The following is a 14,413-nucleotide window of genomic DNA, read 5'->3' on the forward strand; positions in this document are numbered from 1 at the left end:
CCCCCATCTTCGATAAGATGGAAAAATCCAATGAAGTCATTAATTATATATCCCAGTCTGGTTTGATAATTGTAGGATAACGTTGTTGCCTGACAATCTTTAATTTTTCTATATAATATAAATATATCTCTTTGTATGAACCAAACCCCGGTTGCTGCATATCCTCTTTGATGGATAAGCCATCAAAAACAAGAAGCCATAATCTTAAAGCAACCCCTAAATAGCCCCAAAGAAGATCCATTTCGTGCAATTCCAGTTTAGTAACCAAATTTTCTATTCGAACATCCATATCTGGATGGGTTCCACCACCAGAAATAGAATCCTCTCCCATTAATAAAAGGGCTGCTAATGTAGTTGCAATTCCTGCCTTATAGGTTCTTCCCCATGCAGAGTTATATTCAGTTTGAATAAAGCTAATTGCCATATCATCTGCTGCAATTTCATCATTTATTGAACGAGAAAGCGTTTGCTGTATTTGTGTATGCCCCAAATAATTATGTGAAAACTCGTGAGCATATATAAATGCTATTGCAGCACAATAGACATCATTCGCATGGCTTATAATATTTTCAAATTGCTGCGGATTACAGATATTTGGAGTAACCCAATATGCATCTCTATTAAAGTTATGTAATAATTGCCGTCCTCTGAAAAAACAATCATTGCCATATTCTACATCTATCATATTGGGCTTATATCCATTTTTATTAATACCAACAGCATCCATCATAGGGATATGTATAACATTTTCAAAATATGCGATAAGATAGACACAAACAGACCATAAATACTGACAGAAATTTTCGTTGATATATATATGATTTAATTTATTATTATCTTTTTTAATTTCCGCAACATCACTAATAGCTTTCTCATCTCTTATGAAAGTAAATCGGCGAGAAAAATTATTGCTATTGCAATCATTTTTTACAGCATCTAATAACTCAAAAACTTTTTCAATATATTGAATAACATCATCAGATAACTGTTCTACAGGTAAATAATAGATTTCTTTCGGCTCTTTCATTTTTCGAAAATTTATTTGTAAAGATAATATGTTTATTTGTATTGGAAGCAAAAATTCCTTGCGAAATTATTTACCGCAAGGAATTTTAATCATATCACGGAATATATAGCAACGCAAATTCTGTTTTTCTTCGATTGAATAGCATGGCGTGCTGCTTTCCTTTGTACCGGCAGTAAGCGATATATTCACGGTAAATGTCTCGATTCCCGGCTTCCAGCTTGCGGATGAGTTTGCTTTTCGGGTGTCCGCCGTGACCAAGCAATACCCCTTGACCCACATTGAAACTTAATACGGTAAGAAGCAAGGCATCTTTACCAAATTTGCGGAACAGCTTGTAGCGCACCGCCAAATCCTTGCGGAGCAGGGCTTCGGCTTCCGCCTCCGTCATGTCATAGGAAAGGTTTTCGTTGGGCAACCTGCGATGCCCGTAGCCGTAGTAGGGGTAATCGGAACGGTCGTGCAGTCCCTCGTACTTTTTTATCAGTTCAACGGCGATGTCAGCCTTGGGATGATTGTTAAACGATGCCAGCAGTTCCGCCATGCTGTCCGTGTCTTGTGCCGGCAGGCTGCCACAGAGGGCAGCCGCCAGCAGCAGGAGCAACGCCTTGCGCATCATCGGCTGGCGTTCAAGGTGTCAGACACAGCGACGCCTCCCTCCGTTTCCGCGTCCGAGTCGTTGTTGAACTCCAATTCCCACTCGCAGGCATTGCCGAAATTGTCCTCCACCGTGATGGTCAGGCTTTGCGACTCGTCGCACTCCGAGGTGTAATATAGGCGGAATTTTTCGTTCTCCAGCAGGTAGCGGTCGTTGGGCTGCAACACCAAGCCGTTATCCAGCTTCAACGTGCCCTCCCCGTCGTATTGGAAATAGCGGATGGTATAGACCGCCCCGTCAAACTCGCCCTCGCGTACCAGTTCGCAACGGATTTCCGCCGTCTCGCCCTGCGCCAGTTCCTTCGGCACGGGCATGGCTTCCACCGTGAACGGATAGGCTTGCGTCACGTCCAAATCGTCATCGCAGGCGGTGAAGCATACAGAGAGCAGCCCCAGACAAAGGGTTGCCAATGATTTTACTATGTTTCTTTTCACTTTCCGTGTATTGTTTAATTTGTTCATGTTCATAACCGTTACATTTTAAGTTTGATGTTCTTGTTGTTCTTCTCGTTTTGTTTCAGACGGCTTTGCAGATACTCGTTCAAGTCCTTGCATCCGCCGTAGATGCCGGAGCAGTCCGACACCCTTTCGCCGTAACGTGTGCGCAGGGCTTCCAATGTCCGCCGCCCGGCTTCGTCGTTGTCAAGGTGGCACCGCACCGTTCCGTAGCCGTCCAGATGCCGGTACGCCCTCGCCACATTGGACACCGAGTTGAGGACAAGGTGGTCCTCCCCGCCGCCGATGCCTAATGCACGGGCGGAAAGGTAGTCCACGAAGCCCTCGTACACGTTGCAAACGGCAGAGCCTGACGGCAGCAGGGTGACGTCCTTTGGCGGCACACAGCCCTTGAAGAACGGGTTGCGTATCTCGTAGCCGCCACCGCAGTTGCCGAAAGCCACGGCGAAATACCGTTTCCCGTGCGTGGAGTAGCGCATCTCCTTGCAGTTCGCGATGGCTATGGCGGACGGTATGCCCCTTTCTTGCAGGTAATGGAGTAACGCCCGGCTCTGCAAGGGCAGCACTTCCACGTCCTCGAAGCTGTGTCCGGCTGGTTGCCGCACTTCGGGGGTGCGGCGTTGCTCATAGTCCTGCAACGGCATGTCCGCCACCTCCGCCACATACCTCGCCTGTGTGAGGAAGTCGCCGCTTTGGATGAACTCCCCCGCAAGGGCGAAGATGTTACCGCCCTTGCCCTCGCCAAAATCAAACCAGAGGTTCTTTTCCGGGTTTACCTTGAAGGAAGGCGTGTGTTCCTCCCGGTACGGCGACCTGTACCAGATGGCGTTGGCACGTCTTTGCACGGGATGATGCCCCAGCCGTGCAAGGAAGTCCTCCAGCGGATAGCGTTTCATCGCTTCTATATCCATATAGGCGCACATTCAGTTGATGATGAACTTCACGCCTATCCCGTATTCCGTGTGGCACACGCCCATGCTGCCGCCCCACAGGAAGCGTTCACGCAGCGAGGCCGTCAGCGCAATGAAGTCCACGAGGTACAGCTCCATTTCCAGCGTGGCGGCGCAGCCATAGACAAAGGCGTCCTTGTTGTTCAGCCTCGCCCCGTCGTACAGCGTCTTTCCGCCCCAGTTCACCGTCTCGTACCCGGCAAGGGCTGACGCGCCAGCGTAGAAGAACACCACCTTTTTCGCGTCCGAGAGGAAGTTGTAGTAGTAACCGCCCTCCGCCGTGAACTGTGCCGCAGGGATGGTCGTACTCCGGTATCCGTGGCTGGTTTTCAGGTATTCCAGCCCGTACACCCACTTGTTCCCACCTTTCGCGTAGCTCGAAAGCATGGCTCCCAGCACATAGCCGTCCGCCTCGTTCAGCCCGGCTCTCAACTCGATGCCCCGCATCTTCGGCAGGCACCGTTGGGCTTCCGCCCGTCCTGCCAGGAGGACGAACAGAAGCGTTACAATAAACAGTACCTTTCCTTTCATCGCACGCGCAGTTCGTTGATGGTTTCAGCCTGTACCAAGTCCTCGTTCTCCACGGTAAACGTCTGGTGGCGTCCGCCGTCCTTCTCGTTCATCTCCACCACGAGCTGCTTGCCGTCGGGGATGGTGAACTTCGGAAGGCAGAACACCGTGCGTTCGGACCGCTTCCCGGCTACACGGACGGCGTAGTTGTAGGCGCGGAGCGGGAACAGCACCTGTTCCTGCATGGCGGTACGCTTCGCCACCTTCTTGTCCACAATCTTGAACGTGATGTAGTCCACGTCAAACGGCACATTGCTTTGGTTCTTTATCTCCGTGTAGAAATACAGCAGGTCATTGTGGACATAAATCCCTTTCAGCAGGTACTGGATGCCGAAACGCTTGCAGCCGATGTGCTTCACCTTGCGCTTGTCCTCCTTGTGCAGCGACTTCATGATGAGGTGTACCAGCATCGGGCTTTCGCTGCCCAGTTCCTTCAGGTAGATTTCCTGCGCGTTGTTCGGTCGGTTCACCGTGCTGCCGTCGTGGATAAAGTCCTTCATTTCCACGTTCAGGATAAGCGGCTCATCGGCGTATTTCACATTAAATGTGTAAAATGACCCGTCCTCCGTGATGACGCTCATGTTCGTCTCGTTGCGGAAATTCTTGACCGTCGCCTTCACACGGATGACGTTCTCCGCACCGTCCGCCTTGCCCGCTATCAGGTTGGGCGAACCCAAGTCCACGTAGCGCACCGCCGCCGGAAACAGGATGTGGACGGTCTTGTCATACGTGACTTCCAAGCCGTGCGGCGGTATCATGCGGTCGAACATCAGCTTTTTCGTCAGACCGTGGTACAGGTCGCCGTCCTCCTCCGTCTGCGGATAGACGTCCTTCACCAGTTCCAGCCCGTCCTCCTTGGCGGTGGCAGTGCTGTCGTTCGTCACTCCCTGCGCGTAGCTCGCACAGGCGATGCCCATCAGCAGGGCAAACATTGTCATTACTTTCTTGATACTCATTTTACGTTGGATTTAGTGGTAAATAAAAATTAGTTTGTTGATTATTTTTTCTTTTTTTGCCTTTATGTTTTTGGACTGTTCATTCCTTTTCTTGGTAGAGCAATACCCTGTACCCTGACTTCAGATGTACCTTGACCGTGCGCATCCTTTTCGAGATGTACTGCGAGATGCCCTGTATCGCCCCTCGCCCCAAGTCGGAGGCGAGCTGCGCCCCCGCGTCGGTCGATATGTTGATGCTGCTTCCGAGCGAGCTGCCCATGTTCGCCCCGATTTCCTTTGCCGCGTCTATCTCCATCGAGCCGGGTATGAAGATGCCCGCCTGCCCGTCGCTGTCGTACACCTCCAGTTCTACCGGGATGATGTTTCCCCCGTGTTCCAGCGAGGTGATGCCGATGCCGAGCCTTTCGCCCTGCAACCGTGCCGCGCCCACAAGGAGCGTGTTCCGGGGGATGACGCGCCCCGACACGCGCATCGGCTCCAGCAGCCGGAGCTTCACCGTCTGCCCGTCCGTCAGCGTCTGGTCGCCCTGCACACAGGCGGCGATGGTGTTCTTCCCCGTCGTTTCCTCCGCACCGATGGCGGTGTGGAAGCCGTAGTTGCGTTCCCCCGAATAGTCCGCGATGAACGCCGAGTCTGTCATGGGCTGCGGCAGGGCGGACACCACCGTCCGCCTTACATCGCTTACGGGTTCTGCCTTCATGCTCTTTTCGCCTGTACTCACAGAACCTCCCGTTTCATCGGGCTGTGCGGCTTGTCCGGCATTGTTGTCATTCTGGTACTTCGCCGCCAGCTCATAGGACTTTTCCAACAGGGCGACCTGTTCCTCCATCGTGGAAGGCTTGCTATCCTGCGCCACCAGCATGGCTTCCAGTTCGTCGATGCGCTCCCGGAGTTCCTCCTTTTCCGTGTCCTCCTTCGGCGGCTCGTAGAACGTGCCCAGCGAGGTGTTCAGCCGTTGGTAGGCGGCAGCGGAAGTGCGGATGCCCGCCTGTCTTTCGTCCGCCGTTTCCCCGTCGGTCGTTTCCGTCCGTGTCAGGCGGTAATCGTCCGAAGTGTCGGCATCGTCCGTTGGCGTGTCACCGTCGCTGTCGTTCCAGAACGCGGAGAGGTCGCCCACCATGCCCCGGCGTTCCTTCCGCTTGTTTTCCAAATCCTGCTGCTCGTAGGCTTTCGCCTTGTCCCCGATGATTTTGGAGTCTTCGGGCATGGGCATGTCCGTGTTGAATCCCTGTCCCTGCCGTTCTTTCTCCTTGTCCTCGGAGGACGGCGCGAAGATGAGCCACATACACCCGGCGAACAGCAGCACCATCAGCGGATAGACCAGCATCTTCTGCCTTTGCTGACGCTGTTGTTCCGTCAGCGGCTTTTTCTCTTTTGTTCTTGATTCATTCTTCTGTTCTTTTGTTTCCATCATCAGTTCAATTAGCTTGTCAAAGTCTGATTTTTATACCTTTATTCTCTTTGCTTACCTGATTCTGTAAGCGAATGGGCATTTTATGCGTACCCAAAGAAGCCGGATGGAGCTTTGGTTTGTTTTTATCCGGAAACAACCTGTGTTCCAAGCGTTCCAATCCTATCCGGGACTGTTCTTTGATGATGCGGTTATGATGCCCTACCATATGCTTGGGATAAGTATCGTCTCCCATGTCACAACGGATAATGTAATCCATCAACGCATCGCTTATTTTTCCGAATGATTCCGCCAACCCATACTTGACCAACAGAGGTTTCGGAATTTTTGTCTGCCCGTCCCATCCCTTTTGAGAGAGTCCATGAAGCACCATCCGTTCCCGGTGCAGGGCTTTCCGATAGTCGTCCGGGAACTTGCCCTGCACTTTCTGCTCGTACAAATCGGAGGCACTGCGCATAATCCGTCCTTTTTCCTCCTGGATGGCCGCATCGATGGAGTCCGCCGACCAGTGATTGTCCGCACGCATTTCCTTGGCCCGTTCCCATTCGAGGTCCTCTATCTTTTGGTACATATCCATCAGACCATGCCTGATGGCGGTCAGGTCTCCCGGATATTCCCCATGCAGGGCAAGCCGCTTCAAGTAGTCGAGTTCCTCGTCCTTCATGCAATACCCTACCAGCTTATGGGCGGTAGCCACTTCTTCCGGATTGGGCAGAGGACATAGGGTATGGCTTTTACCCGTATGGGCACTACAAAGCAGCGTGTACATGGCATTCAGTTTTTGGGGAAGTGTTTCATTCCCCATTTTCAATCCGGACAACAACCAGACCTGCTGTTTGCCCCAATCGGTTTGTTGCAGTACATCCATAACCTTGTGCCAGCCGCTGCGTTCCGTCTGGTCCAGATTCCGGAAGAAACGGTAATCCCAGAGTATTTTTGCCTGCTCTTCCGTAATTGCCGGGCGATGCCCGTTCCTTACGATGGAATCGGCAATGGCATTGTAATCCAAGCGAAGCACCTGATGGCAGAACTTCAAGGTCGGTTTCCATCGGAATCCGGCATCCTGCAAGTTTTCCATCTTTTCCCATATCCAATCTGATAATTTCATTGTGGATTCAAATTTGAGTGATACACCTTATTATATATTTCTAACTTCTCGATGTGCCGTATCTCCAATGCCTCTTCCCCTTTGCCGAAGCCGATGATTGCGGCGGCAGTCATGTAGAGACAGAGCGAGGCGAACACGGCAAATGCCGCAAGGACTATCCTAAGCCGTGCTTTGGGCGGCAGGGCGTCCAGCCTATTGCGTAACCAACCTTTCAGCCCGGTGGTCCACTTTTCAATGAGATTTTTCATCTTTCCCATACGCATTATCTTTCAATCGTCCGGATGTCCTTGTTCTCCAATACCGTGAAGCCCTCGATGGTGAAGCCGTTTGGGTTGTCGTCCGAGCGGCTCGCGTTGAGCAGGCGGCAGGCGGTTACTAATGTCCGTTCCGTCACGTTGCTCTCGCGGATAATCATCTGACGGGCGTATGTCCGCGCCTCGTAGGGATAGCGGTCGAAATTGCACACCACGCTGTCCACCTGCAACACTTGGTTGATGTTCCCGGCGATGATGCGGTTGTAGAAGCCCTTTTCGGCGAAGTCGGCGTAATAGTTGTACGCGCTCTTGTCTGCCAAGAGCAGGGCGCGTTTCACGTTGTGCTCTATCGCGCTTTTCTCCGGCGAGAGGGTGAAAAACAGTTCGTGGAAGCGGCGCACGTGTTCCCTGGCTTCCGCCGGGCGGTTCTGCGACAGGTCCTGCGAGAGCGCGAGCATAAGACTCTTGCCTCCATCGAGGACGTATATCTTCTGCCGTTGCGCCTCGGCGAAGCGGAAGGCGCACACCACCGAGCAGACCACCACGAGGGCGCAGGCCGCCGTATAGACGATGCCGAACAGACGTATCTGCCGGAAACTCGTCTCGATGTTCTTGAGTGATTTGAATTCCATTTTCTTCTTTTCGTCTTTTAATTGTTCAATAATCCGTTTTTAAGGGTCGGGCAACTCACGGAAACGGATTGTCCGGAATGCCTATCTTCGGAACAGCTTTCCCGCCGTTCCCTTGATGAGCTTGCCCGCGCGGCCTGCCACGTTTCCTGCGGCGGCTCCCGCCACGCTGCCGCCCAAAGCCCCGGCGGTGTTGATGTTCTTGTTGTAGCTGCCTATGCCGCCACCTGCTTGGATGATCCAGCCTGCCACCGTCGGGATGGTGAAGTAGCCCACGATGCCGATGATGAGGAACACGATGTACACCCCGTTGCTCGCCTCCACCGAGAAGTTCGGGTCGGTCTGCATCGCTTGTATGTCGTTCTGCAACATCAGAATCTGTATCTTCGCCAGTATGGTGCTGAACAAATCCGACACGGGAAGCCACAGGTAAATCTGTATGTAGCGGCTGAACCACGCCGAGAGCGTCGAGTGGAAGCCGTCCCATACGGCAAAGGCGAAGGCTACCGGTCCCAGGATGCTCAGCACCACGAGGAAGAACGTCCTGAGCGTGTCGATGATGAGCGCGGCTGCGGCGAACATCAGTTCCAGCAGTTCCCGGAACCAGTCACGCACCGTCTTCTTGATGTTGTACGCCGCCCGGTCCATGTACATCCCCGTCATCGTCACCAAGTCCGAGGGCGACCAGCCCAGCTCGTCCAACTGGCGGTCAAATTCCTCATCACTGGCGAGGTAGGCGGTCTCCGGGTTGCGCATCATCGCCTCGTATTCCAGTTTGTCTTTCTGCTCCCGGTACTCGTTCATGTCGAAGGTCTGTTCTTCGAGGATGCCGTGTACGCCCTGCACGATGGGGCTTAACACGCTGTTCATCGTACCCAACACGATGGTCGGGAAGAACAGGATGCACAAACCGAGCGCAAACGGGCGGAGCAGCGGGTACACGTCTATCGCCTCGGCGCGGGCGAGCGACTGCCACACGCGCACCGCCACGTAGAACAACGCGCCCAGCCCGGCAAGCCCTTTCGCCACGCCCGTCATGTCCGCGCACAGCGGCATCATCTCGTCGTAGAGCGAAAGGAGTATCTGGTGAAGGTTGTCGAACTCTCCCATAACTTACCAGTATTTTTCGTTGGGGTTTCCGTAGAGTCCTATCACCCGGTCCATGTCGTTCTTCTTCCTTGCCCGGAGGTAGGACACCGATATGGTCTTGTTCGTGTAGTAGCGCACGAGGTTGCGGTAGTTCATCAGGCTGCGGTAGGCGTTGTCGATAATCGCCAGCCGTTCCGCGTCCGTGAGCGACATCCCCGTCACGTTCACCACGTTCTTCAGGTCTTGCAGCACGTCCGAACTCTCGTCTATCAGCATGGTGTAGCCCGACGATATGGCGGCAAGCTCTTCCGGCGTGTAGTTCTCATCAGAGAGCATCTTCTGGTAGTTATCCACATAGATTTCTGATATTTCCATCACCAACCCGATGCTTTTCGACACCTTCACGCCGCCCTTCACCACGTCATGTACGGATTTCAGCGCGTCGTAATACTTCTTTCCCTGCTCAAACACTTTCTTGGTTTCCAAGAAGCCGTTGAGCGTGTTGGCTTTCGTGCCCGCCGTTTCCACCATCTCCTTGGCGGAGTTGATGATGCTCTGCGCGAGGTTCGTCGGGTCGGACACCACCCATTGGGCGTTTGCCGTGCCTGCACCTGCAAGGCACAGGCAGGCTGCCACCAATGGCATTTTCAGTTTTTGTCTCATATTCACATTGGATTTAGTGGTACATTCTTATTGTTCTTTCTTCTTTTCGCCATTGGCTGTTTCATCCGTGTTCACCCGGATATAGTCGCCGTTAGGCGAAAAGGACAGGATGTCCGTTTCCTCGTTGTATGCCACGTCGATGCGGAAGCCCGTGTTCAGGTAGAGGTTACCGTCCGCCTCCCTTTGCAGCAGGTAGGTCTCCGGCTTCAGTTTCCGGTGGACGCCCGCCCTGCGGAACAGCGTCACCTTGTAAAGTGCGCCCTCCTTGTACACCAATATGTCGGGCTTGCCCTCCACGCTCTGCCAGTTGCCGCAAATCTTCTCGCGGATGTCTTCGTTTTCTTTCATTACCGTCTCGCAGGCTTGCAGCATCAGCGACGCCAAGCCTATCAGACCGCCGCAAAGCAGCAGCCGTTGTGTCTTTGTCAGTTCAATGTTCATAATCTTCAATTCTTGTTTTTTTGTTGATAAAATGTGTCTTGACCTCATACGCCGTTTGATACACCCTTATATGCCGTATAAGGTGGCCTCAAACGCCGTCTGTGGTCGGGTGATGTTTCCATCGGTTACTTTTCTTCGTCCATACGTTTCTCCGCAATCTGCCGTATGGCGGCTTCCATGTCGCTGCCCAGCTTCCCCGCCAGTTCGCGGACTTCCATCTTCTCCGTTTCCTCCGTTGTATAGGCAAGGTATTCGTGTATGGACACCTCCGTGGCGTACACCGCCGACTGTGTGCCGCCTAAGCCTATCCACACCTCCTTGTATCGTCTGGACGAATCGTTGGACTGGTTGATGGAAAGTATCTGCGACTTCTCCTTTTCCGTCAGCCCCAGCAATCCCTGTATCTGGTCGAAGCGGTTCATGAACTTCCGCTGGTCGAGCAGTATCTTGCAGTCCGAGTTGTTGATGATGGACTCCTTGACGATGGGCGAGCTGATGATGTCGTCCACCTCCTGCGTCACCACTATTGCCTCGCCGAAATACTTTCTGACCGTCTTATAAAGATACTTTACATAGGAAGCCATATTCGCCGAAGCAATCGCCTTCCAAGCCTCTTCAATTATTATCATCTTTCTGATACCTTGCAGACGGCGCATCTTGTTGATGAACAACTCCATAATGATGATTGTCGTAACCGGGAACAAGATGGCGTGCTCTTTTATCTGGTCGATTTCAAAGACGATGAACCGCTTGTGTAGCAAGTCCAGTTCCTTGTCCGAATTAAGCAGGTAATTATATTCACCGCCCTTGTAGTACGGCTCCAGCACATTCAGGAAACTGGCAATGTCAAAGTCCTTTTCACGCACTTTCTTATCTTCCAATACCTTGCGATAATCCGTGTCTATAAACTCGTAGAACGTGTTGAAGCATGGGACAATGCTGTTGTCTTCCTTAATACGTCCTATGTACTGCGACACGGCATTGGAAAGTGCAACCTCCTCCGCACGGGTAGCAGGCTCATTGTCCTTCTTCCACAGCGTCAGCAACAAAGTCTTGATACTTTCCCTCTTTTCGATGTCATACACCTTGTCCTCCGTGTAGAACGGATTAAAGGAAATCGGGTTGTCCTCCGTATAGGTATAATAAACCCCGTCCTTTCCCTTGGTCTTGCGGTGTATCATCTCGCACAGCCCTTGGTAGGAGTTGCCCGTATCGACCAGCACCACATGGGAGCCTTGCTCATAGTATTGTCTGACCAGATGGTTCATGAAGAACGATTTGCCGCTGCCCGAAGGACCCAATACGAACTTGTTGCGGTTGGTCGTCACGCCGCGCTTCATCGGCAGGTCGGAGATGTCGATGTGCAGGGGCTTGCCGCTGATGCGGTCCGCCATGCGGATGCCGAAGGCGGACGGAGAGTCCTTGTAGTTGGTCTCGCCCGCGAAGAGGCACACCGCCTGCTCTATGAACGTGTGGAACGACTCTTCCGCCGGGAAGTCCGCCGCGTTGCCGGGGATGCCCGCCCAGAACAGCGTCGGGCAGTCCGTCGTGTTGTGGCGCGGCACACAGCCCATGCTTGCCATCTGGCTGCCCACGTCGTTCTTGATGCGTTTCAGCTCCTCCGCGTCGTCGCTCCACGCCATCACGTTGAAGTGGGCGCGGACGGACTTCAGCCCCTGCGAGTGCGCTTCGTTCAGGTATTCTTCAATCCACTCGCGGTTGATGGCGTTCTGGCGGCTGTACCGGGAGAGCGACTGCATGTTCCTCGCCGTTTTCTCGAAGCGGCGCAGTTCCTCGTCGCTGTTGCCGATGAAGACATACTGGTTGTAGATGTGGTTGCAGGGCAGCAGCAGTCCCAGCGGCGCGGCGAAGGACAGGCGGCAGTCCGAGCGGTCGGTGGACAGCCTTTCGTAACGGCAGTCCGTGGCCACCGCTGCGGGCAGGTCCTCCGTGTCCGACAGGGTGTGCAGGCACAGGCGGTTGTCGCCGACGCGCATTTCCCTTGCCGTCATCTCGATGTCCTCCAGACAGTCCGCGTTGCCCAGCGACAGGGCGAAGTACCTGCCTATGATGCCCGTCTCCTTGTCCGTGCCTGTAAGCTCGTCATCGGAGAGGCGGCGCAATTTGATATGCCCCGAATCGTTCAGGATACGCGCGAACTGCTCCACCGCCTCGATGAACTTCACCGCCGTCTCCTTGTCCTGTATTTCTTTCGGTACGATATGCCCCCGGCACAGCGTATTCCAGTTGCTCTGCTGCCTCATGCGCTCCTTCGTAGTCTTCGTCAGGAACAGGTAGCACTTGTGGTGCAGGAACGGGCGCTCGTTGAAGTGCATCTCGTAGCTGCGGGCGAGGAAGCCCATGCCCTCCTTGCCGAGGTCGGGGCGGTACCGTTCCTTCACGTACCAGTCTTGCTTGTGCAGCACCGAATGGTCGGGCAGTACCTTGATTGCCTTGCACCACGTGGCGTGGATGCCCTCGTATTCCTCCGCCGTGACGGTATAGACCTCCGGAAGCTCCACCTCGAAGGCGGCGGTGATGTCCGCGTCTTTCGAGACGATGCACCCGTGTTCCACCGAAAGCAGGGGGAAGCGGCTTTCCAGCGTGGTGGCTTTCATGATGTTTCTCATACGTTTCTTCCTTTCTTCTTTTTTCGTCTTAACAGATTGGACACCCGTCTGCGGTGGAGCACATGGCGTGGGCGCATCCGTGCCGCGCCCAACTTCATCAGCCCGTGTTCGCCGTACTTCGCGTTCAGCCGGAACGTGAGCCACACGAGCGACGAGGCGGATACCGCGCCGAAGCCGATGCAGAGCCACTGGCCCGCGCCTGCCATGTAGAGGATGATGAAGAGGATGAAGGCGGCGAGCAGCCCGCCCGCGAACAGGAACAGGTACTGCGCCTTCAGGCCCTTGAACTCCACCGGACGGCCGATGCCCTTGTTGATGGGGTACTCAGCCATTGTCCTTATACCTTATTATATATGTATAGGATACCCGTTTGTTAGAGGAAGAACGAGCGCAGGATGGTCGCGCTTACAATCAGGAAGATACACGCGCCGAACCAGCTTGCGGCGGTCTTCGAGGTGTCGGGGTCGCCGGCGCTGAATTTGCCGTACACCTTGATGCCTCCGATAAGCCCGACGACCGCGCCGATGGCGTAGATGAGTTTCGTCGCCGGGTCAAAGTAGGAAGTGACCATGCTGGTGGCTTCGGTGATGCCCGCCATGCCGTTGCCTTGCGCGAAAACTTGGATGTTGGCAGCCAGCAGGAGGGCCGCGAGGATGATTTGCTTTTTCTTCAATGTCTTTGTCATAATCTTTTCTGTTTTGTGCCTCCGGGTTGGATGTTCCCATTGGCGGTTGATACTTGTTTTAATTCTTGCGGCTTTGGATGAAGCCGGCTTTTGGGATTTAGTGGTCTCGGTGGCAAGCCGATGGTTTAGCCGTAGTCGATTTTCTTTTTTCGCATTGCTGTTACGTTTTTACTTGTTATACATAGTCGCGGATGTTGAAGTCCTCGAAGTTGTCCGGAACTGCGGGCGCTTTCTTGGGCATAATCACCGGTGTAGTGTTTGCCTGCGCCGCCGACACGGAGTCCAGATAGTAGTCCATCAGCTCGTCCAGTTTCCTGCGGGTCGCTTCCGAACTCTTTTCTATCATCGCGAACAGTTCGTTGCCCTTCATGTCGCAGAACACCATTCCGGCGTGACGGCGTTCCTCTTTCGTGGCTTTCGGTTTCTTCACCGTCCGCATGGCAAGGTCGATGTCCTCGAAGGTCATGCCTCCCGCTTCATGAGGCTCGCCGTCATCATCTCCGTCTTCGTCATATTCCGCCCCGATGTCGGAAACACGCTTGTCGGCAAACACCTCGTCCAGTTCCTCGTCGGGCACTTGGCGCGACGGCCTGGCTCCCGAAAGCCGGCTATTGGGGGAGGCAGTTTCATCGTCAAAGGCCACGTCCTTCTCGTCCACCTCCTCGCCGGGGGCTTGCACGGTGGCATTGGACATCGGTGCAGCAGCCTGCGGTTTTCGTTCAGGCATCCGGAACAGGCTTTTCCCCATGATGTCGCCGGACCTTTCCGGTGCGCCCACATCCTTTTCCTTGTCCTCCTTGGGTACGTTTTCTTCCCGGCGTTCCCAAGTCAGGTAGATGACCATCCATAGGTTGAAGGCCATCATCAGCACGATGAGCAGCTCGGCCATC

Annotated in this window: 17 protein-coding genes; all 17 read right to left on the reverse strand. The window is 53.8% G+C overall.

Features of this window, described 5'->3' with window-relative positions; genetic code table 11:
- Window positions 1–43: 43 nt before the first annotated feature.
- Window positions 44–1,027, reverse strand: coding sequence for a phage exclusion protein Lit family protein (locus D8S85_RS05775; protein ID WP_004322013.1), 984 nt, complete (start codon window positions 1,025–1,027; stop codon window positions 44–46).
- Window positions 1,028–1,121: 94 nt separating this feature from the next.
- A complete protein-coding gene (locus D8S85_RS05780; protein ID WP_004322014.1) occupies window positions 1,122–1,643 on the reverse strand; it encodes a glycoside hydrolase family protein in 522 nt (173 codons plus the stop codon).
- Window positions 1,640–2,149 carry a DUF3872 domain-containing protein gene (locus D8S85_RS05785; protein WP_004322015.1) on the reverse strand — a complete coding sequence of 170 codons (510 nt, stop codon included), beginning with the start codon at window positions 2,147–2,149 and terminating at the stop codon, window positions 1,640–1,642. Before D8S85_RS05785 ends, D8S85_RS05780 begins: the two co-directional genes overlap by 4 nt.
- 5 nt (window positions 2,150–2,154) lie before the next feature.
- Window positions 2,155–3,048, reverse strand: coding sequence for a toprim domain-containing protein (locus tag D8S85_RS05790; RefSeq protein WP_007841022.1), 894 nt, complete (start codon window positions 3,046–3,048; stop codon window positions 2,155–2,157).
- 12 nt (window positions 3,049–3,060) lie between these two features.
- Window positions 3,061–3,618, reverse strand: coding sequence for a conjugal transfer protein TraO (locus D8S85_RS05795; RefSeq protein WP_004322018.1), 558 nt, complete (start codon window positions 3,616–3,618; stop codon window positions 3,061–3,063).
- On the reverse strand, window positions 3,615–4,613 hold the full coding sequence (traN, locus tag D8S85_RS05800) for a conjugative transposon protein TraN (protein WP_004322020.1): 999 nt from the start codon (window positions 4,611–4,613) through the stop codon (window positions 3,615–3,617). The genes D8S85_RS05795 and traN overlap by 4 nt, the downstream gene beginning before the upstream one ends.
- Window positions 4,614–4,692: 79 nt before the next feature.
- Window positions 4,693–6,024, reverse strand: a complete 1,332-nt coding sequence (traM, locus tag D8S85_RS05805; RefSeq protein ID WP_004322021.1) for a conjugative transposon protein TraM — start codon at window positions 6,022–6,024, stop codon at window positions 4,693–4,695.
- Window positions 6,025–6,043: 19 nt separating this feature from the next.
- Window positions 6,044–7,132, reverse strand: coding sequence for a hypothetical protein (locus D8S85_RS05810; RefSeq protein WP_004322022.1), 1,089 nt, complete (start codon window positions 7,130–7,132; stop codon window positions 6,044–6,046).
- Window positions 7,129–7,395 (reverse strand): TraL conjugative transposon family protein, encoded by a 267-nt coding sequence (locus D8S85_RS05815; protein WP_008761198.1) that lies wholly within the window; start codon window positions 7,393–7,395, stop codon window positions 7,129–7,131. The genes D8S85_RS05810 and D8S85_RS05815 overlap by 4 nt, the downstream gene beginning before the upstream one ends.
- Window positions 7,395–8,018, reverse strand: coding sequence for a conjugative transposon protein TraK (gene traK, locus D8S85_RS05820; protein WP_004322024.1), 624 nt, complete (start codon window positions 8,016–8,018; stop codon window positions 7,395–7,397). The genes D8S85_RS05815 and traK overlap by 1 nt, the downstream gene beginning before the upstream one ends.
- Window positions 8,019–8,099: 81 nt before the next feature.
- Window positions 8,100–9,125, reverse strand: coding sequence for a conjugative transposon protein TraJ (traJ, locus tag D8S85_RS05825; RefSeq protein ID WP_007841019.1), 1,026 nt, complete (start codon window positions 9,123–9,125; stop codon window positions 8,100–8,102).
- Window positions 9,126–9,128: 3 nt separating this feature from the next.
- Window positions 9,129–9,767 carry a DUF4141 domain-containing protein gene (locus D8S85_RS05830; RefSeq protein ID WP_004322026.1) on the reverse strand — a complete coding sequence of 213 codons (639 nt, stop codon included), beginning with the start codon at window positions 9,765–9,767 and terminating at the stop codon, window positions 9,129–9,131.
- A gap of 27 nt (window positions 9,768–9,794) precedes the next feature.
- Window positions 9,795–10,208 (reverse strand): DUF3876 domain-containing protein, encoded by a 414-nt coding sequence (locus tag D8S85_RS05835; protein WP_004322027.1) that lies wholly within the window; start codon window positions 10,206–10,208, stop codon window positions 9,795–9,797.
- A 125-nt stretch (window positions 10,209–10,333) separates the two neighbouring features.
- On the reverse strand, window positions 10,334–12,838 hold the full coding sequence (locus D8S85_RS05840; protein ID WP_004322029.1) for a TraG family conjugative transposon ATPase: 2,505 nt from the start codon (window positions 12,836–12,838) through the stop codon (window positions 10,334–10,336).
- Complete coding sequence (locus D8S85_RS05845) at window positions 12,835–13,170, reverse strand: DUF4133 domain-containing protein (RefSeq protein WP_004322031.1); 336 nt, start codon at window positions 13,168–13,170, stop codon at window positions 12,835–12,837. Before D8S85_RS05845 ends, D8S85_RS05840 begins: the two co-directional genes overlap by 4 nt.
- 41 nt (window positions 13,171–13,211) lie before the next feature.
- Window positions 13,212–13,523, reverse strand: coding sequence for a DUF4134 domain-containing protein (locus tag D8S85_RS05850; RefSeq protein WP_004322034.1), 312 nt, complete (start codon window positions 13,521–13,523; stop codon window positions 13,212–13,214).
- Between the two features lie 175 nt (window positions 13,524–13,698).
- The gene (locus tag D8S85_RS05855; RefSeq protein ID WP_004322036.1) at window positions 13,699–14,412 is read right to left on the reverse strand and encodes a hypothetical protein; all 714 of its coding nucleotides are present in this window, start codon (window positions 14,410–14,412) and stop codon (window positions 13,699–13,701) included.
- Window position 14,413 lies beyond the last annotated feature (1 nt).

The organism is Butyricimonas faecalis (assembly GCF_003991565.1).
GTDB lineage: Bacteria > Bacteroidota > Bacteroidia > Bacteroidales > Marinifilaceae > Butyricimonas > Butyricimonas faecalis.